17 protein-coding genes and 1 tRNA gene are annotated in these 17,969 nt (G+C 71.2%); 13 read left to right on the forward strand and 5 right to left on the reverse strand.

The features are described 5' to 3' along the window. Positions 1 to 55: 55 nt before the first annotated feature. Both lhgO and ilvA read right to left on the reverse strand, forming a co-directional pair. On the reverse strand, positions 56 to 1,288 hold the full coding sequence (gene lhgO / locus VM681_03480) for an L-2-hydroxyglutarate oxidase (GenBank protein ID HVL87058.1): 1,233 nt from the start codon (positions 1,286 to 1,288) through the stop codon (positions 56 to 58). Continuing rightward, complete coding sequence (ilvA, locus tag VM681_03485; protein ID HVL87059.1) at positions 1,285 to 2,496, reverse strand: threonine ammonia-lyase; 1,212 nt, start codon at positions 2,494 to 2,496, stop codon at positions 1,285 to 1,287. Before ilvA ends, lhgO begins: the two co-directional genes overlap by 4 nt. A gap of 152 nt (positions 2,497 to 2,648) precedes the next feature. Between ilvA and VM681_03490 the strand changes: the two genes are divergently transcribed. The 8 genes from VM681_03490 (at position 2,649) to VM681_03525 (ending at position 11,447) form a co-directional block, all read left to right on the forward strand. Next, complete coding sequence (locus VM681_03490) at positions 2,649 to 3,449, forward strand: CARDB domain-containing protein (GenBank protein ID HVL87060.1); 801 nt, start codon at positions 2,649 to 2,651, stop codon at positions 3,447 to 3,449. Positions 3,450 to 3,452: 3 nt separating this feature from the next. Then, complete coding sequence (locus tag VM681_03495) at positions 3,453 to 5,984, forward strand: PKD domain-containing protein (GenBank protein HVL87061.1); 2,532 nt, start codon at positions 3,453 to 3,455, stop codon at positions 5,982 to 5,984. Beyond that, positions 5,981 to 6,901, forward strand: a complete 921-nt coding sequence (locus tag VM681_03500) for a DUF4430 domain-containing protein (protein ID HVL87062.1) — start codon at positions 5,981 to 5,983, stop codon at positions 6,899 to 6,901. Before VM681_03495 ends, VM681_03500 begins: the two co-directional genes overlap by 4 nt. Further along, the gene (locus VM681_03505; GenBank protein ID HVL87063.1) at positions 6,898 to 7,713 is read left to right on the forward strand and encodes an energy-coupling factor transporter transmembrane component T; all 816 of its coding nucleotides are present in this window, start codon (positions 6,898 to 6,900) and stop codon (positions 7,711 to 7,713) included. The genes VM681_03500 and VM681_03505 overlap by 4 nt, the downstream gene beginning before the upstream one ends. Next, complete coding sequence (locus tag VM681_03510) at positions 7,710 to 9,164, forward strand: ATP-binding cassette domain-containing protein (GenBank protein ID HVL87064.1); 1,455 nt, start codon at positions 7,710 to 7,712, stop codon at positions 9,162 to 9,164. The genes VM681_03505 and VM681_03510 overlap by 4 nt, the downstream gene beginning before the upstream one ends. Further along, entirely contained in the window at positions 9,161 to 9,958 is a 798-nt protein-coding gene (locus VM681_03515; protein ID HVL87065.1) for an ECF transporter S component, read from the forward strand. Before VM681_03510 ends, VM681_03515 begins: the two co-directional genes overlap by 4 nt. A 30-nt stretch (positions 9,959 to 9,988) precedes the next feature. Continuing rightward, the gene (locus VM681_03520; protein ID HVL87066.1) at positions 9,989 to 10,666 is read left to right on the forward strand and encodes a Mov34/MPN/PAD-1 family protein; all 678 of its coding nucleotides are present in this window, start codon (positions 9,989 to 9,991) and stop codon (positions 10,664 to 10,666) included. Between the two features lie 109 nt (positions 10,667 to 10,775). After that, entirely contained in the window at positions 10,776 to 11,447 is a 672-nt protein-coding gene (locus VM681_03525; protein HVL87067.1) for a hypothetical protein, read from the forward strand. 28 nt (positions 11,448 to 11,475) lie between these two features. Here the strand turns inward: VM681_03525 and VM681_03530 are convergent. Further along, positions 11,476 to 11,548 (reverse strand) — tRNA-Pro (locus tag VM681_03530). Between the two features lie 563 nt (positions 11,549 to 12,111). On the opposite strand from VM681_03530, the gene VM681_03535 reads away from it, so the two are divergent. Further along, positions 12,112 to 12,282 (forward strand): hypothetical protein, encoded by a 171-nt coding sequence (locus tag VM681_03535; protein ID HVL87068.1) that lies wholly within the window; start codon positions 12,112 to 12,114, stop codon positions 12,280 to 12,282. 12 nt (positions 12,283 to 12,294) lie between these two features. Here the strand turns inward: VM681_03535 and VM681_03540 are convergent, their stop codons facing one another. Beyond that, positions 12,295 to 12,873, reverse strand: a complete 579-nt coding sequence (locus VM681_03540) for an MEDS domain-containing protein (protein HVL87069.1) — start codon at positions 12,871 to 12,873, stop codon at positions 12,295 to 12,297. 116 nt (positions 12,874 to 12,989) lie between these two features. Between VM681_03540 and eno the strand changes: the two genes are divergently transcribed. From eno to rpsB, 3 genes are all read left to right on the forward strand, one after another. Next, the gene (gene eno / locus VM681_03545) at positions 12,990 to 14,231 is read left to right on the forward strand and encodes a phosphopyruvate hydratase (protein ID HVL87070.1); all 1,242 of its coding nucleotides are present in this window, start codon (positions 12,990 to 12,992) and stop codon (positions 14,229 to 14,231) included. 80 nt (positions 14,232 to 14,311) lie between these two features. Continuing rightward, complete coding sequence (locus VM681_03550) at positions 14,312 to 15,730, forward strand: sialidase family protein (GenBank protein HVL87071.1); 1,419 nt, start codon at positions 14,312 to 14,314, stop codon at positions 15,728 to 15,730. A gap of 146 nt (positions 15,731 to 15,876) precedes the next feature. Then, positions 15,877 to 16,518 carry a 30S ribosomal protein S2 gene (gene rpsB, locus VM681_03555; GenBank protein ID HVL87072.1) on the forward strand — a complete coding sequence of 214 codons (642 nt, stop codon included), beginning with the start codon at positions 15,877 to 15,879 and terminating at the stop codon, positions 16,516 to 16,518. Here the strand turns inward: rpsB and VM681_03560 are convergent. After that, a complete protein-coding gene (locus VM681_03560; protein HVL87073.1) occupies positions 16,515 to 17,240 on the reverse strand; it encodes an MEDS domain-containing protein in 726 nt (241 codons plus the stop codon). The two genes, rpsB and VM681_03560, sit on opposite strands and share 4 nt — an antisense overlap. Positions 17,241 to 17,534: 294 nt before the next feature. Between VM681_03560 and VM681_03565 the strand changes: the two genes are divergently transcribed. Next, positions 17,535 to 17,918, forward strand: coding sequence for a hypothetical protein (locus VM681_03565; protein ID HVL87074.1), 384 nt, complete (start codon positions 17,535 to 17,537; stop codon positions 17,916 to 17,918). The last annotated feature ends 51 nt before the right edge of the window (positions 17,919 to 17,969 follow it).

A 17,969-nucleotide genomic window follows, 5' to 3' on the forward strand; every position in this document is an offset into this window, starting at 1 on the left:
AGTTGGAACGAATCTTGCGCGGCCCCCCGAAAATTACTGCGCAATTGCGCAGGAATCAGGCGGCGCGCGCAGGAAGCCCCGCAAGCTCGGCGGCGCGGGCGGCCACGTGCTCCCCAAACGGGAGCGAGGTCGTAAGCCCCGGGGACACGGCGTTCAGGACGTGGATCGACAGGCCACGCTCTTCGATCAACAAGTCGTCCTCGAGCCGTCCGGAACGGTGCACGAGCTGCGCGCGGATGCCCGCGAAGGCCCGCACGCAATCGTCTTCGCGAAGCGAAGCCACAAGGCGCCGCGCCTCGGCCAGGAACGCCCGCTTCGACAGGCTCTTTCGCAGCTCCGCGCGCGCCACGGCGCGGAAGCGCGAGTCGAGGAAGAGACGCAGGAAGCCGGGGTTCGCAAGCGTCCGGACGGCCTGCAGCGGGCGGATCGAGCGCATGCGGTACGACTCGCGTCCGAAGGCGAGCACGGCGTTTGGGCCGACGATCACGCGCCCGTCGAAGCGCCGCGTGAAATGCACGCCCAAAAAGGGGAAGTCGAGGTCCGGTACGTGGTAGAGCATGCTGCGGCAGAGGAACCGCCGCGGCGGCCGAAGCTCCCAATACTCGCCGCGGAAGGGCACGATCGCGTGCTCGCGGCTTGCGCCCAGCTCCCGCGCGAGCGCGTCGGCGTGTAGGCCCGCGCAATTCACGACCACGCGCGCCCGCACGGCCTCGCGCGGCAGCGAGACGACGTGGCCGCCTCGGTCCTCGGAAAGCGCCACGACGGGCGCGCCCGTTCGGATCGTGCCGCCGGCGCGCCGCGCGTCCTCGGCAAGCGCGTGCACGTACCCGACGGCGTCCACGCTTGCGCCCTGCGGCGAGTGGAGCGCCGCCACGCCGGCCGCGTGGGGTTCGCGGTGCCGAAGCTCGACTGCGTCGAGGAGGCGCAATCCTTCGACGCCGTTGGCCCGCCCGCGCGCGAGGAGGACGTCGAGCGTCCGGCGCTCGGCGTCGTCGAGCGCGACGACGAGCGTGCCCACCGGCGCAAGCGCCACGCCGCGCGCGGCGCAGTACGCGCGCATGCGGCGGTTGCCTTCGGCGGCGAAGCGGGCCTTGAGCGTGCCGGGCTTCTGGTTGTAGCCGCTGTGGACGACGCCGCTGTTGCGGCCCGACGTGTGGCGCGCAAGGCCGGTTTCCTTCTCGAGGAGCACGAACCGGCCCCGGAAGCCCTCGCACAGGTGCTTGAGGACGCTTGCGCCGACGGCTCCGCCGCCGACGATCGCCACGTCGTAGCCGTCGCCCGCGGTCATTCGACCAGCCGGAACCGCGCTGCCGCGACGGCCTTGCGCAGGCGGGCCGTGTGCTCGCGGCCCATCGTCTCGAGGTCGAGCTCCACCATCGCGCAGCCGGCGGGGACCTCGGGCGCGATGCGGTCGTGGTTGATGCTGATGACGTTCGCGCCCTCCTGCGCGACGACGTGCAGGAGGCGCTCGAGCTGCCCGGGCTTGTCCTCGAGGACGGCGGCGAGGTACGCGTAGCGGCCTTCGGCAAGCAGGCCCTGGAAGATGATCTTGCCCACCGTGTTGAGGTCGACGTTTCCGCCGGAGGCGAGCACGACGGCGCGCTTGCCGCGCACGTCCACGGCGCCGGAGAGAAGCGCCGCGAGGCTTGCTGCGCCCGCCGCCTCGACGACCATCTTCGCGCGCTCCAAATAGAGCATCATGGCGCGGGCGATGTCCGCGTCGGAGACGGTGACGACGTCGTCGGCAAGCGCGCGGAGGATGGCAAACGTCGCCTCGCCGGGCCGCTTCACGCTCACGCCGTCGGCGATCGTCATGGGCGACGGGATCGACGTGAGCGCGCCTCTGCGGAAGGAGAGGTGCATGGCGTTCGAGCCTTCGGGCTGGACGCCGACGATGCGCACGCCCGGGCGCTTGGCCTTGATGGCCGTCGCGGTGCCCGCGAGGAGGCCGCCGCCTCCCACGGGGCAGACGAAGACGTCGAATTCGGGAAGCTCGTCGAGGATCTCGAGACCGACCGTGCCTTGCCCGGCCATGACAAGCGGGTCCTCGAAGGGGTGCACGAACGTGCGGCCTTCCCGCTCGCAGAAGGATCGCGCGGCGGCGTAGGCCTCGTCGTAGACGTCGCCTTCGAGCACGACTTCGGCGCCGTAGCCCCGCGTGGCTTCGATCTTGGGAAGCGGCGTCGAACGAGGCATGAAGATCGTGGCGGGCGCGGAGAGGAGCCTTGCGGCGTAGGCGACGCCTTGCGCGTGGTTGCCGGACGAGGCCGCGACGACCCCGCGACGAAGCGTCTCCGGGGGGAGGTTCGCGATTCGGTTGTACGCGCCGCGGATCTTGTAGGAGCCCGTCTTCTGGAGGTTCTCCTGCTTGATCCAGACCTCGCCGCCCGTCATGGCGCTGAAGGTGGCCGAGCGGATGAGGGGCGTCTGCAGGACGACGCCGGAGAGCCGTTTGCGTGCCTGCTCGATGTCCGAGAGGGCAAGCGGCGGGGCCATGGGAGCGGGGAAGCGAACGGCGCTACTTAAAAGCGGAGGCGCCGACGGCCGGCTCGAATGAAGGCGATTGCAGTCGAAGCGGGCGGCCAACCTTTAAGAAAGTGCTCCGGCATGAAAGCTGGCTTGACAAAAATCAAGTGAGGTTGATTTCCATGAGATTGGTCCCCCCGCTCCTCTGCCTGGCCCTCGTCGCCGCGACCTTGCCCGCTCTCGCCGTTTCCGAACTGCCGGACCTTCGCGTCGAGCTTCTGGCTTCGGAGCCGGCGTCACCGTGGGCCGGAGACGCGACGACCTTCCACGCTCGGGTTACCAACGCCGGGACGGCCCCCGCGGGCCCCTTCGTCGTCCGCTTTGCGATGGACGGCGTGGCGCTTTCGCAGCAGGCCGTCGCCGGTCTTGCGCCCGGCGAGAGCGCGATCCTGTCCGGGACGTGGAGCGCGCGCGCCGGCTCGCACGAGCTTGCCGTCATGGCCGACGCCGACGAAGCCGTCGCCGAGGCGGACGAGTCGAACAACGCGGCGACGCTGCCGCTGGAGGTGCTTGCGCTCGTCACGTTGCGCGTCGCGCCCGAAGGCTTCGTCGTGCCGAACCACTGGCTCGTGGGCAACCCGGCCGTGTGGATCGTGGACCCCGTCGCCGACCCGTCGTTCAACGGCCTCGACGGCGTGGCCGGCTGCGTGCTTGCCGTCGCCGACGCAACGGGCGATTTCCGCGTGGACGGCGGCGAGGTGCTCGACGCGGCCGCCGCCAGCGGATGCGTCTCCGGCTGGGAGTTTGGCTCTTCGTCGTGCTGCGGGCGGTTCGTGACGAGCGTCGACGGGCTTGCAGAGGCGGGCTGGCCCGCGAGCTGGTGGCTCCTCCAGATCGACGGCTTTGGATCGTGGGTCGGCATCGACGACATGGACCTCCTGAGCGGGCAGAGCCTGGAGCTCGTGCACCTCGTGGGCCCCTGACGCATGAGCGCCCGCCCGTACCTCGCCGCGGTCGCCGCCCTGGCCATCCTCCTTGGCGCGCAAGCCCACGGCGGCCTTCCCCTCGAACCGTCCGAAGCGCCCGTTCGCGAGGCCGTTGGGTTCCTTCGCGCCAAGCTCCAGCCCGACGGCTGCGTGGCGGGCGACTCGGGATGCGGGCACGCAACGACCTCGTGGGCCTCCTTCGCCGCCGCCTCGGCGGGAGAGGACCTCGACGCGTGGCGCCTCACGCCGTCCGCCGCCACGCCGCTGGAGGCGCTGCGCGATCGCCGCGGCGAGCTCTCGTCCTCGGCCACCGGATCGGGGCCCACGGACCATGCGCGGGCGATCCTCGCGCTCCTTGCCGCCGGCGAAGACCCGCGGCGGTTCGACGGCCACGACTGGGCTGCCTCGCTTGTCGCCTTCCACGGCGCCGTCCAGCCGAAGGTGATGGGCGATCCGAGCAAGACGCACCACGCGATCTGGGCCGCCCTCGCTCTTGCGCGACTGGACGAGCCGGCGCTCGGGCCCGTTCTCGACGACCTGCTCGTGTACCTCCGCTCGGCGCAGGGCGCAAACGGGGGATTCGGAGCCGCGCCGCAGGCGTTCGTGGAGGCCGACACGACCGGCGCGGCGCTCATGGCCCTTGCCGCGCTCGGCCTGAGCCGGGGCGATCCGACCGTCGATCGCGCGCTTCTCTTCTTGGAGATGAACCAGCGGGAGAACGGCGGATTCACCAACGGCGCGACGGCGCACACGCAGAGCACGGCGCTCGCCGTCCAGGGCATCCTGGCCGTCGGCGAGGACCCGCTCGCGCCCCGGTACCGCAAGAGCGGCGGCGACCCGCTCGCGTTCCTGCTCGCCTCCCGCGCGCCCAGCGGCGGCTTCGGATTCCAGCCCGGCGCCACCACCGCCAACGCGTGGGCGACGTCGCAAGTCGTGCCGGCGCTTCGCGGCATGCCCTTTCCCATCCTCGCCCCCCGCGCCAAGATCGCCTGGTCACCCCCGGAGCCGTCCACCGCCGCGCCCGTCGAGCTGCGGGCCGTTGCCCTCGACCCCGGCGGCGGCCCGCTGTCGTACCGCTGGCGGGTGGACGGCGCGGACGCGGGCGAAGGCGAGGCCGTCTCGCATCGCTTCGACCATCGCGGGCCGCACGAAATCACGCTGACCGTGCGCGACGCGGATGGCCTCCTGAAGACCGCCCGCCAGACGCTTGTCGTGGGCAACGCGGCGCCCGTCCCCGCGCTTGCCGCGCCCGCGCGCGCGTTCCGCAACGCGACCGTCGAGTTCCACGGGCTTGCGTCCATGGACCCGGACGGAACCATCGTCGCATGGCGCTTCGACTTCGGCGACGGGCACGCGACCCGCTGGACCGACGCGCCCGTGGCCGAGCACGCGTTCCGGTCGCTGGGCTCGTACACGGTGCGCCTCGCCGTGCGCGACGCGGACGGCGCCGTCGCGACGGCCGCGCGCGGGATCGTCGTCGAGAACCGCCCGCCGCTTCTCTCGCTTGCGCCCGCGTGGACCGCCGACCGCGTCTCGCCGCTTCGCTTGCATGCCGAAGCGAGCGACGTGGACGGATCGATCGCGTCGTGGCGGTGGGACTTCGGGTCCGGCGACGTGTCGTCGGAGCCGTCGCCGGAACGGCGATTCGAAAGCCTTGGCGCCCGCAGCTTCGTCCTCGCGGTGACCGATTCGGACGGCGGCGTCGCGACCGCGAGCGGGACCATCGAGGTCGCGAACCTTCCGCCGCGCATCGCCGGGGTGACCGTCCTGCCCTCGCCCGCGCGGGCCGGGGCGCCCGTGCGCCTGACCGCGGAGGCACACGATCCCGATGGGCCGCCGCCGGTCGTCCGCTGGCGCTGGGGCGACGCGTCGTTCGAAGGCTCCTCGATCGAGGCGATCGCTCCGTCGGCGGGCGACACGGAGGTCCTTTTGGAGGTGGTCGACGAGGACGGCGCCCTTGCGCGCGCCGTCGCGCGTTTCCACGTCGTCGACCCGGCGAACGAAACGCAGGCGCCCTCCGAAGAGGCGCCCGCGGCTCTGGCGCAAGAGCCACCAGCCTCCCGACCCGCCGCCGGCCCCGCGCCGGCCGCCGAACCCGAGCGTTCCGGCGAGAACCGCCGCCCCGCGCTGCACGTGCGCTCGGCCACCGTCGACGGCGAGCGGGTCTTTGTCGAAGGACTCGCCACGGACGAGGATGGGGATGATATCACGGTCTTCGGGTGGCTGGACGGTCGCGTCTACGAAGCGCCGGGACCATCGTGGCGCATCGAAGCCTCGTTCGATCCCGCCCGGGGCGCGCGCCCCATGGTCTTGCGCGCGCTCGATTCGCAGGGATTCGGAAGCGACCTCGCGCGCGCGTGGCTCGATCCCGGCCGGCCGCTGACCGAACCGCTCGAGGAGGCGTCGGAGGCGATCACCCTGTCCGATCGGACGCGCGAGTCCGAGGGCGCGCAACCGGATCATGCAATCCCGATCCCGGCTGCAGCCTGCATCGCGGCGCTCGCGCTCGCCGCGCGCCGGAGGCGCGCATGAGGGACCTTTGGGGCGCGCTTGCCGTGGCCGCGGTCCTAGCCGGCTGCTTGGGGTCCTCCGCCGACGCCCCGATGTCGGTCACGGTCGTCGTGACGCGCGACTTCGGCCAGACGCTCCTCCTCGAACGAGAGATCGCCATCTTCGGCGGCGCAAGCGTGATCGAGGCGCTCCAAGCGGTCGCCACGGTCGAGCGGTCCTACGGCGGAGGCTTCGTGCAAGCCATCGACGGCGTCGGCTCCGGCTTTGGCCGCGGAGAGCGGTTGGACTGGTTCTATTACGTGAACGGCCTGCACGCCAACGTGGGCGCGGCCGTTCTCGAGCTTCGCGACGGCGACGCCGTGCAGTGGGACTACCACTCGTGGGAATACAGCCTCATTTTCCCGGCCTTCACCGGCGCCTTCCCGCGGCCCTTTGTCCAAGGCCCCGTGCGTCTGCCGGTCGAAATCGGGCACGCCGCCGGTCTGGCCGAGCAGGCCGCCGCGCTCGCCGACGCGCTGCGGCAGGCCGGCACCCGGGCGCGCGCGCGTCCCCTCGCCGAGCTTGCGGCCGATCCCGTCGCGCGCTCCGGGGACGCTCATCTCATCCTGCTTGGAAGCTTCGCCGATCCTCTGATCTCGGAACTGGGAGCGCCGCACGCCTCGCTCGGGCTCTTCGCGCGAGCGCACGAGGCGGGCGTCGAGCTTCTGGACGCGCGGGGCCGTCCCCATCGTGTCACGGCGGGCGCCGTCGTGCAGACGACGCAGAATCCGTGGGCCGACGGCGGCGTCGGGGCCATGCGCGCGGCCGTGCTCCTGATCGTCGGCCCCGACCCCGATGCCGTGCGCGCGGCCGCGACCGTCCTCTCCGACGCGCCCGAACGGCTGCGGCACCGCCACTCCGTGGTCCTCGAGGGGGATTCCGTGGAGGCCCTGCCGTGAAGGGCCACCCCGCGCCGATCCTCGTCTGGGCGGCGGCGCTTGGCGTCGCATCATTCCTCACGGGCGATCCGGTCGTGCTGGCCGCGCTTGCGGCAGGGGCGTTGGCCGTCGTGCGGGCCGAGCGCGCCGGCGCCGCGTGGCGGGCCCATATGCGCATCGCGCTTGCAAGCGCGGTCGTCTTCCTGCTCCTCAATCCGTTCTTGCCCTTGGGACCGGGCCAGACGCTGTGGCGATCGGACTTCCTCTTGCCCGTCTTCGGGCGGCTCCAGGTGACGATCGAGTCGCTGTCGTTTGCCCTGGCCATGGGCCTCCGCATGGCTCTTGTCCTCACGGCCTTCGCGGTGCTCTCGCGCGCGCTCGACGCCGACGCCCTCGCCGGCGCCCTTGCGGCCCGGCTGCGTCCGACAGCGGTCCTTCCCTTTGCCCTGGCCGCGCGGTTCCTGCCGGTCCTGTCCTCGGACGCCCGGGCCATCGCCGACGCGCAACGAACGCGGGGCGTGGCGTGGGACCGCGGCCCCTTCCTGGCCCGCGCCCGAGCCGCCGGCGCGTTGGCCATGCCTCTCCTCGAGACGTCGCTCGACCGCGCCGCCCGGCTGGCCGAGGCCATGGAGGCGCGCGGGTTTGGCGCCGGGCCCCGTACGCGTTGGCGCCCGGTCCGGCTGGGCCGCCGTGACGCCGCCCGCGCCTGCATGGCCATCCTTCCGGCGCTTGCGCTTGCGGCGGGGCCGTGGGCGGCGCTTGCCGCCGCGGCCGGGTCGCTTCCCTTCGCCGCGCTTGCGCGCGGACGCACGAGCGTGGAGGAGGCTCCGTGATCCGCTTCGAGGATTTCTCGTTCGCCTACGGCGAGTCTCCTCGTCGGGCGCTCCGGGGCATCGAGCTTGCGATCGAACCGGGCGAGTTCGTGCTCGTGGCTGGGCCCTCCGGATGCGGGAAGTCCACGCTCCTTCGCGCCGCCTGCGGCCTCGTTCCGAACTTCCACGGCGGACGCTTCGACGGTCGCGTGCTCGTGGACGGCGCGGCCGCCGACGCGCTGCGCCCGCGCGACCTCGCCTGGCGTGTGGGTCTTGTCTTCCAGGACCCGGAGGACCAGATCGTCGCCCAGACCGTCGGGCGCGAGGTCGCCTTCGGACCCGAGAACCTCGCCCTCGATCCCGAAACGCTGGAGGCGCGCGTCCGCGAGACGCTCGAAGGGGACGGCCTTTGGGCCGAGCGCGACCGCGACGTGAACGAGCTCTCCGGCGGCTCCAAGCAGCGGCTCGCCGCGCTGTCGGTCCTCGCGATGCGCCCGCGCGTGCTTCTCCTCGACGAGCCCACGAGCGCTCTCTCGCCATCGGCCGCGCAGCGGCTCCTTTCCTTCCTGGACGCCGCCCGCCGCCGTACGGGCGCGGCCGTCGTCCTCGCCGAGCACCGGCTCGACCGCGTGCGCCCCTTCGCGACGCGCGCCGTCCTCCTCGCCGACGGGGCGATCGTCTACGACGGGCCGGCAAACGGCTCGGACTTCGCGGCCACGGCGGGCGCCCTGGGGTTGCTGCTTCCGGAGACCCAAGCGCGCCGCCGGCACGCCGACCTTGCTTCGAAGCAGCCGGACCTTCTCGTGCTGCAAGGCGTGCGCGCGGGTCACGGCGAGCGGCCGGTCCTCGACGGCGTGGACCTTCGCGTTTGCCACGGCGAGGTCGTAGCCCTCACGGGCGAGAACGGCAGCGGCAAGACCACGCTCCTCCGCGTGGCGCTGGGACTCCACGCGCCCGCGGACGGCTCCGTGCGCGTGGCCGGCCTCGATCCCGCGCGCGCCGATCCCGCCGCGATCGCCCAGAAGGCGGGCGCCGTCTTCCAGAACCCGAACGACCACCTGCTGGAGGACACGGTCGAGCGCGAGGTCCTCGCCGCCCTCTCCGCCCGCCGATGGCGTGGCGACGCAGCGCGCCGGGAGGCCGCGCGCGTCCTTTCGGGGCTGGGCCTTGCCGAGCTCGCCTCCGAGCACCCGCGCGACCTCTCCGGCGGCGAGCGGGAGCGCGTGGCGCTTGCCGCGGCGCTGGCCGGCTCGCCGCCGCTCCTTCTCCTCGACGAGCCCACGCGCGGCCTCCACGCGGCCACGAAGCTCGACCTTTTCCGGCGGCTGCTTCCCTCCGCGCGCAAGGACGGCGCGGTCCTGTTTGCAACGCACGACCTGCCGCTTGCGCGCGCGGTCGCCGACCGCGTCGTCCGGCTGGACGCCGGAACCATTTCCGAGGAGCCGCCGGCGACCGTGGAGGTCCCCGCGTGATCCGCGCAAGCGGCGCGGCGCTTGCAGCGGCGGTGGGACTGGGAGCGGCCGCCCTCGCGCTGCCGCTTGCAGATCCGAGCGTCTCGCTGTCCGGCGGCCCCGTCGTGGCGCTCCTTCTCAGTGGCATGTTCCTCATGTCCGTCGTCGCGGCGGCGCTGCGCTTTGCCGAGGACGGCGCCACCGTCCGCGAGGTCTCGCTCGTGGCCATGCTGGGCGCTTTTGCCGCCGCCTCTCGCGTGCCCTTTGCGGCCATCCCAAGCGTGCAGCCCGTCACGTTCCTCGTCGTCGCCGCGGGCGCGACCTTCGGCGCGCCGGCGGGCTTCCTCGTGGGAGCCGTCGCAGCCGTCGCCTCGAACGTCGCGCTTGGCCAAGGGCCCTGGACGCTCTACCAGGCGTTCGCGTGGGGCCTTGCCGGCGCAAGCGGCGCGCTCGTTGCGCGGTGGCGCCCCGGGCCTCGCGCCTGGGCGGCCTTTGGCGCGGGCTGGGGATTTGCGTTCGGGTGGCTCCTTGACGTGTGGGTTTGGCTCGCCTTCTACGCGCCGCTTACGCTCTCGTCGCTTGCCCTCGTGCTCGCCCTTTCGTTCCCGTTCGACCTCCTGCACGCGGTCGGCAACGCCGTCCTCTTCCTCGCGTTTGGCCCCCGGGCGCTTGCCATCCTCGCCCGCCACCGGGCAAAGCTCGTCCGGCGGCCCCTGGAAACCGAGGAAAAACCGGCCTTGATAAGGGGGCCTCCGGCCGCCGGTACGCCCGTTGCCGAGGCCATAAACTCCCCGACGGCCCAGCCCCAAAACTAGAAGCCGGGGACGGTCTACGGGACCGTATCTATGCTGCCGGTCATGGTCGACCCCCCCTGTTTCCTGAGCCTCGTGGAGAGCTCCATCGAGGTGTTCAACCGGGAGACGACCGGCATGCTCATCGGCCACCCGCGCAAGCGGACGATCCGCGGGAAGCCCGAACGGGTCATGGCCCTCGACGTGGCGTTCCCCATCCAGACGGCCGCCCGGCGCGTCTTCTCCGTGGAGCCGGGAAACGGCGCGGCCTTCCACCGGGCTCGCAGCGCCATCGACAGCCTGGGCTACCGCATCGTCGGCGAGTTCCACAGCCACACGAACAACCACGTGGCCCTCTCGCGGGACGACCTCGCCTACGCCCGGAACGCCCTCCTCGAGAGCGGCGCCGACGCCTGGCTCGAGCTCATCCTTGGCGTCCGCAAGAAGACGTACGCCTCGCCCAAGCGCGTGGGCTGGATCTGGCGCGACTACCACAAGAAGGCCGGGTGCACCGTGCGCATCACGGAGGACACGGGCTTCGACGTGACGATCGGAGCCTTCTGGGTCTACCACGATGCCGCAAGCGGCCGCGTGAAGTGGAGCGAGGAGACCGTGTTCATCCCGTGGGCCAAGCACTATTGGGTGGATCCCCGGCGCGCCGCGCGGAACGGGAACGGCTCGTTCCTCCACGCCTCGGGCGTGCGCATGCCCGCGGGCGTGTACGCGCGATAGGGGCAAACTTCCCCTTTTGCCCCTAGTGTCTGGTTTGACACCGTTTTTGACATCCCCGTTTTCGCAAATGGCATTTGCCACTGTCGACAGAGGACCGCGGGGTGGTCCGATGAGGAAGCTTCTGGGAGTCCTGGCCGTGTCCGCGCTCGTTTTCGTGCCCTCCGGGGGTCTTGCGAGCGAGGTCATCGTGTACAACTTCGACATCGCGCTCACGATCGCGCCCATCCAAGTCAGCCTGCAGGGCCAAAACTTCTGGAACGCCACCATCCAAGGCGTCACCGGCCAGGACAGCGCGGGCCGCGCCGTGGGCGCGGGAAGCTGCGCCACGCAGCCCGGCGAGAGCAACAGCGGGCTTGCGTGCATCCCCGCCGGCAACATCACCTCCACGTTCCGCCACCAAGTCTTCCGCAACGGCAAGTGGGTCACCGAGACGCTCTCGACGAACCGCGTCCGCTGCAACATCACGTCCATCTGGGGCGAAAACGGCGTGTCGTGGCCCGGCGGCTCGGACAACGCGGCCGTCTACCTGGCCCAAGACATGGACGACGACCTTGCCATCAACGTCACTTCGCTCGAGAACGGCGACGTGGCCGTCGGCAAGATCTTCATGAACCATCCGCGCGGCCACAAGGTGCACGAGCAGGACGCCCGCATCGACACGAACCGGCAGCTTGTCGTCATCGCCTCGCACCCGAACACGACCGTGGACCCGCTCGTCTCGCCGCACCTGCGGATGCACGTCCAGTGCTGGATGTCGCAGGCCCAGCCCGGCGACGAATAGCCGGGCAAAGGCCCGCTGCGATTCGCGATGGGTCCGCTGCGATTTGAACGCAGGTCTAAGGCTCCCGAAGCCCCAAGGATACCAAGCTACCCCACGGACCCGACGAGGCGGCGGCGCCGCCGCCGCCGAGGAGGCGCCGGGGGAGCGCGAGCCGCGCGAGCGCTCCACGAGCGCCCGAGCGCGGGCCGCAGGCCCGCGCGAGCTTCGGAGAGGGGAAACAACTTCGCGGCTTAAAGGCTCCCGAAGCTCCGAGCGACGGCCGGAAGCCGATGCGAGCACGCAGCGGAGCGCGAAGCGCTCGGCGAAGCGAGCGCCGCAGGCGCGAGCGGGCGCCCGAGGCGACGGTGTGGCCCGCGCCGAGCCTCGATCGTGGAAGCTGCGGGGCGATTCAGAGGCTTCCCAATGGACCACCAACGGCGCGCGCCTTCCGAAAAGCGCCCGCTTCACGGGCCTGGGCCAAGACCGCGAAAACTTGCGTTCCGGGTTCGCCTATAGGCTGGTCCGGGCTCCCCTGGACGGCCACCGCACGAGGCGCAACTTCAAGAGGCAAAAGCGCGCGCTGTTTGGTCGAGGGCTGCGATGATCATTCATCGCAAGCCGCTCCAACCTTCGTACGACCTCGCGAGGAAAAGCCAAGTATGCGGAACGCTCCTGTCGCGCCGACATGCTCGGCTCGCTCCGACTCTCCCGCCTGCGCCGGCGCCCCCCGCGCCGCCTCGCGCCCGACTTCCGCGAGGCCGAGCCTTCCATCGGCTACGACTATCCGATGCGCTTTCGCTCGGTCACGGTGGGTTGGCCGGGCGTCCGGTCCGAGAAGGGCCTTCTCGTCCGCTGAAGGCCTCGACGGCTATTCGTCTGCGACCACGATCTCCGTGTGCTCGGACTTCGCCTGCACGATCCGCTGGTCGCTTTTGAGGACGAGCCGGCTCACGTCGTAGGAGCAGAGGAGCTCGATACCCGAGGCGCGCACAGCGCTTGTCCAGAGGGATTCGAGCGCCGAGGCCGCGTCGAACTCCCCCTCCTTCCAGAGCAGGTCGACCATCTCGCCCCAGGCGCGAACGGGTTTGTCGGGCGATCCCACGGCGCGTTGCAGGTCGCGCACGATCGGCATGACGACGACCTCGAACCGCTCGGCGCTGGGTTGGCCGCGCACGAGGAGCCGGTCCAAGGTCTCGCGCGCGTCCAGGAGCGCCAGACGGCCCGCGTCGAGGAACCGGTCGGGCTCGAGGCCCGAGAGCCGCAGTCCGTTCTTGAACTCGGCGCGGTGCGGCTCCGTCGCGACGACGACGGCGCCTCCGCCGACGCGCAGGCTGCGCTCGCACCAGGCCACGAGGGCCTTCACCATGTGCCCCTCGTTTTGGTAGAACTGGACGGCGTGTCGGGGTTGAAGCCGGGCGAACTGGGCCGGATCGAACTCGACCACCATGCAGGCTCGAAACGCGCTTCCAGCACAAAACGCTGTGTGCGCCGGAACCGGCCGGGGGCGGAACGTCGATTTGGATCCACCGAGACCTTAAAGGAGGGCGGACCGATTGGCCGCCCATGTCCGCGATCGAGCAGGTCTTCCTCCGAAAGATCCTCGACAGCCGGGGCCAGGCGACCGTGGAGGTCGACGTCGTGCTCGCCGGGGGCGCCGCGGGTCGCGCGGCGGCTCCAAGCGGGGCCTCCACGGGCGCGCACGAGGTCGCGGCGTGGCCGGAGGGGGGCGTGGACGCGGCCCTGGCGGGCGCGCGCAAGATGCTTCCCTCCGCGCTCCTGGGCAAGGACGCCCTGCGGCAGCGCGAGGTCGACGAGGCTTTGGCCGCCGTGGACGGAACGCCGAACTTCCGGCGCCTGGGCGGCAACGTCGCGACGGCCGTCTCGCTGGCCGTCGCCAAGGCGGCGGCCGCGTCGATCCGCGCGCCGCTGTATGCGTATTTGGGTGGCCACCACCCGGCGCGCATGCCGCACCCGTTTGGCAACGTGCTCGGAGGCGGCGCGCACGCGGTGGGCGGCACGGACATCCAGGAGTTCATGGCCGTGAGCCTGTCGCCGCGCGCGCAGGACAACGTCTTCTCCAACGCCTTCGTCCACAAGCGCGTGAAGGAGCTTCTCAAGCAGAGGCTGCCTGGCGCAGCCATCGGCAAGGGCGACGAGGGCGCCTGGGTGGCGCCCATCCCCGACGAGGAGGCGCTCTCCATCGTCGCCAAGGCGTGCGAGGAGGCCGAATCGCAGTTTGGTTTCCGCATCCGTCCGGCGCTCGACGTGGCCGCGACGGAGCTGTACAAGGAGGGCAAGTACCGCTACCGCGACGGCGCGAAGTCGACGGGCGAGCAGGTGAAGTTCCTCGCCCGGCTCGTCGAGGAGTTCGATCTCTACAGCGTGGAGGACCCGCTTGCGGAAGACGATTGGGACGGCTGGATCGAGCTCACGCGCGCCGTGGGCCGGCGTTGCCACGTCGTCGGCGACGACCTGTTCGTCACGAACCTCGCGCGCCTGAAAGTAGGCATCGAGAAGGGCGCGGCCAACGCGATCCTCATCAAGCCCAACCAGATCGGCACGCTCACGCGCACCATCGACACGATCCGGCACGCGCACGCCAACCGCTACGAGACGGTCGTGTCGCACCGCAGCGGCGAGACGACGGACGAGACGATCGCGCACGTGGCCGTCGCCTTCGGCTCGCTTGGCATCAAGACGGGCGCCGTGGGCGGCGAGCGCATCGCGAAGCTCAACGAGCTCATCCGGATCGAGGAACGGCACGGCCGCTCCGAGACGGGCGGAAGCGCGATGGCGAGCAGGTAGTGGTTTCGTCCGCTGCGCGCCGTCAAAAAACCCACGAAACCACCACAAGGATTATCGTTGCTCCGAAGCCCCCATCGTCGATGGCAGCCCACGCGTCGAGGGGCCGCGCCGCAGCAGCGGCCGGGCTCGCTCTGCTTCTCGCAGGATGCCTTGCCCCGCCGCCTGCCGGCGGCGAGGAAGGGGTCGACCTCGCCGAGCTCCCCCCGGCGCCTGAGGTCCCCGCACTTTCCGCGCTCGCCTTGTACACCGGCGCCGTCGCCTTCGAGCCCACGATCGGCGCGACCCCCGATGGCGTCCTCTACGTGAGCAGCCTCGCCAAGAGCCTGCGCGCGCCCGATCCCTCCCTCCGGCTGCTCTCCCGAAGCCGCGACGGCGGCCTTTCGTGGGAGGACGCCACGCCCCGCGTGGGCGGCGCGGCGTTTCCGCCGACAAGCGGCGACCCGTACGTGCACGTGGACCGGGCGACGGGGCGCGTCTTCGTGAGCGACCTTCAGGTGCTCGTGTGCAGCACGCTTAGCTTCAGCGACGATGGGCAGGCCTGGACGCACAACCCGCTTGGCTGCGGGCATCCCGTGGGCGCGCAGGACCACCAGACGATCTTCACTTCGAAGCCACGCCTCCTTCCCACGCTTGGCTATCCCAACCTCGTCCACTACTGCGTGAACCGCCTGGCCGACACGGCCTGCGCCGCAAGCGCCGACGGTGGGCTCACGTTCGGAGCGCTGCGGCCCCTCGTCTACCAGGGCGTTTCCCCCTCCGGGTTCTGCAGCGGCCTCTCGGGTCACGGCGTGGCGTCGCCCGAGGGCATCCTGTACCTGCCCCGGGCCCACTGCGGCGTGCCGTCGGTCGCGATCTCGGAGGACGACGGCCTCACGTGGACGGTCGTCGCGATCGACAAGGAGCGCGTGACGGGCCACCACCTGAACGGCATCCGCGACGACGAGGTGTCGATCGGCGTCGCCGACGACGGCTCCGTGCACGCGCTCTGGATCGCCAAGGACCGAAAGCCCTACCTCGCGTCGAGCTTCGACGGCGGGCGCACGTGGACGCCGGCCGTGAACGTCGCGCCGCCCGACGTGGGGACCGCCGCGTTCCCGGCGCTTGCGGCCGGCTTTGGAACGATTGCGGCCGTGTACTACGGCACGGCCGCCGACAAGGAGTACGGAGCCATGAACGACGAGGACGCATGGCACGTGTACCTCGCGCGCATCGAGGCGGAGCCGGGCGGAGTCGCGCGCGTGGAGACGATGCGCGCAAACGATCCGTCGGATCCCATGGCGCGGGGCGTCTGCGGCGGGTCCCGCTGCGCGGCCCGGGAGCGCTCCGGCCCGATCGCCGGCTTCGACGGCGCCGTGGGCGACTTCATCGACATCGCAATCGGGCCCGACGGACGGCCGTGGGCGGCCGTCGTCGACGTCTGCACGGGCCCGTGCGCAAGCGGCCAGGCGCAAAACAACGACGCGCAGGGCGTCGTGGCGACGTGGCTTGCGACGGGGTGACGCAAGACCAGCCGCGAAAGCCCGCCGCTCTTGCTCCCGCGCCCCAAACGCTTAAAAAGGGGAATCCCTGTCTTGGCGCTGCTTTCCCGCCGCCTTGGCGCGGCCTCACCTCACGATAAAAATCCGGTCACCGGATGGCGAACACCATGGCGCAAGACGCGATCGAGGAAACCCAGACCCAACTGCCCCGCGACTACGAACCGCTCGTCCCCGAGGACATGTACCTCTCCTGCGGCATCCACATCGGCACGCAGGCCAAGACGGCGGACATGAAGCCGTTCATCTACAAGGTCCGCAACGACGGGCTGTACGTCCTCGACGTCAAGAAGACCGACGAGCGCATCCGCGCGGCGGCCAAGTTCCTCGCGCGCTTCCCCGCCGACAAGATCATGCTCGTCTCGGCGCGCCAGTACGGCCAGAAGCCCATCAAGGTTCTCTCCAAGCGCGTGGGCGCAAACGCGATGGCGGGCCGCTTCATGCCCGGCACGCTCACGAACCCCAACACCTCGCAGTTCACCGAGCCGCGCGTCATGGTGCTAAACGACCCTTCGGGCGACGTGCAGGCCATGCGCGAGGCGCTCAACGTCGGCATCCCCATCATCGCGCTGTGCGACACCAACAACGAGACGCGCAACGTCGACCTCGTCATCCCGACGAACAACAAGGGTCGCCGGTCGCTCGCGCTCGTGTACTGGCTCCTGACGCGCGAAATCCTGCGCGCCCGCGGCGAGCTCGACAACCCGGACACGTTCGATCTGAAGATTGAGGATTTCGAGGCTTCGCTCTAGGATCCGCCGTCGTCCGAGGACCCGACCTTCACCAAGGCCGCCCCGGGCTCCGGCAGGCCCGCGGCCACCGACGCGTGGCCGAGCGCCATCCAGAAGGCCGGCGCAAAGGGGCCAAGACGCAGGGCCTCGGTCACCGATTCGTTGCTTTCCTGAAGCAGGTGCGAGTGCGTCTCCAGCAGGCGGCGGAAGGGCGCGCTGCCGTACGGATCGCGCGCGTCGGCCTGGTACGAGCACAGAAGCTGCAAGCGGGAGCGGTCGATCAAGCGATTCCACGCCCCCTCGAGCACGTGCGCCTCCTCCGGGTTGCCGCGGGAGGCAAGGAGGTTCACCATCTCGCCCCAGGCGCGCAGCGGCCGGCCCGGCAGGGCGCGGGCCATCCGATCGACGATCGCGCCCGCGACGCGGTCGAAGGTCTCAACGTCGACGCGGCCGTTCACCATGAACAAGGGCATGAAGTGCTCGGCGTCAAGCGCGACGAAACGGCCCTCCCGCTCCGCCTCCCGCAACGGCAGGCCCCGGTGCTCAAGCCGCGTTCGGACGGCCACGAGGTTGGCCGCCGAGCCGATGAGGATGACGCCGCCTCCGTCCTCGACCGCCTGCTCGGCCCACAGCGCAACGGCTTCGTGCAGGAAGGGGGAGCTTCGGTAGACTTGCACCACGTGGTTCGCGCCTTCGCGCAGCATGCTCGACCAGGGGCGCTCGATCGCCAGTCCCTGTGTCATCGAACCGGAGCGCCTTTGCGCGCTTCTGAAAGGTGCGCCAAGGATGTCCCTGTTCGCAAGGCGGCCGCGCGTCGCCGTCAGCGTTGCGCAAGCACGCGCGCCCACCGGCCGCCGTCGGGTCGCGCTCGCCCGGCTTGGGCCTCCGGGCTCGGCTTGCGCGCGCGCTCGGAGGGGGACGCGGTTGCCATGCGTGGGGGATGCCCGCGCGGAGGCATCGTGTTTGCGCCAAGCCTTGATGGCGAAGCGCCGCAGCACTCCGGTTGCTTTTTAGTCCCGTGCCCGCTTGCTACTCGCGTGTCGGTCGCAAGCGACGTCGCGCAAGCCGGCTTCGCGGCGGGTCGTCCCGTCGCGTCGGCGTCGGCGCCCGGGAAGTGCATCCTCCTTGGGGAGCACGCCGTCGTGTACGGCGAGCCGGCGATCGCGGTGGCCATTCCGCTTCGCACGAAGGTGACGGCCGGGCCATCGTCGTCCGGGTTCACGACCGTGAACGGGCAGCCGCTCTCGCCGCACGCGCACGCCTACGTCAAGCAGGCGCTCGAGCTTTGGTGGCGCGGGGGCCCGCTCGACATCCGCGTGACGCCGGGCCTTCCAAGCTCGTGCGGGCTTGGAAGGCCCGGCGTCACGCGGATGTCGAGCGGGCCCCCGCGCCACCAAAGCTCGAGCGCCTGCTTGACGTAGGCGTGCGCGTGCGGCGAGAGCGGCTGCCCGTTCACGGTCGTGAACCCGGAC

Source organism: Candidatus Thermoplasmatota archaeon (genome assembly GCA_035541015.1).
In the GTDB taxonomy this organism is placed as follows: domain Archaea; phylum Thermoplasmatota; class SW-10-69-26; order JACQPN01; family JAIVGT01; genus DATLFM01.

Excerpts from the sequence above, each read along its gene's own strand:
- ilvA (HVL87059.1), bottom strand. The coding sequence starts at position 2,496 with ATGGCCCCGCCGCTTGCCCTCTCGGACATCGAGCAGGCACGCAAACGG.
- rpsB (HVL87072.1), top strand. The coding sequence starts at position 15,877 with ATGGCGCAAGACGCGATCGAGGAAACCCAGACCCAACTGCCCCGCGAC.
- lhgO (HVL87058.1), bottom strand. The coding sequence starts at position 1,288 with ATGACCGCGGGCGACGGCTACGACGTGGCGATCGTCGGCGGCGGAGCC.
- eno (HVL87070.1), top strand. The coding sequence starts at position 12,990 with ATGTCCGCGATCGAGCAGGTCTTCCTCCGAAAGATCCTCGACAGCCGG.
- VM681_03550 (HVL87071.1), top strand. The coding sequence starts at position 14,312 with ATGGCAGCCCACGCGTCGAGGGGCCGCGCCGCAGCAGCGGCCGGGCTC.
- VM681_03500 (HVL87062.1), top strand. The coding sequence starts at position 5,981 with ATGAGGGACCTTTGGGGCGCGCTTGCCGTGGCCGCGGTCCTAGCCGGC.
- VM681_03535 (HVL87068.1), top strand. The coding sequence starts at position 12,112 with ATGCTCGGCTCGCTCCGACTCTCCCGCCTGCGCCGGCGCCCCCCGCGC.
- VM681_03520 (HVL87066.1), top strand. The coding sequence starts at position 9,989 with ATGCTGCCGGTCATGGTCGACCCCCCCTGTTTCCTGAGCCTCGTGGAG.
- VM681_03525 (HVL87067.1), top strand. The coding sequence starts at position 10,776 with ATGAGGAAGCTTCTGGGAGTCCTGGCCGTGTCCGCGCTCGTTTTCGTG.
- VM681_03490 (HVL87060.1), top strand. The coding sequence starts at position 2,649 with ATGAGATTGGTCCCCCCGCTCCTCTGCCTGGCCCTCGTCGCCGCGACC.
- VM681_03540 (HVL87069.1), bottom strand. The coding sequence starts at position 12,873 with ATGGTGGTCGAGTTCGATCCGGCCCAGTTCGCCCGGCTTCAACCCCGA.
- VM681_03495 (HVL87061.1), top strand. The coding sequence starts at position 3,453 with ATGAGCGCCCGCCCGTACCTCGCCGCGGTCGCCGCCCTGGCCATCCTC.
- VM681_03560 (HVL87073.1), bottom strand. The coding sequence starts at position 17,240 with ATGACACAGGGACTGGCGATCGAGCGCCCCTGGTCGAGCATGCTGCGC.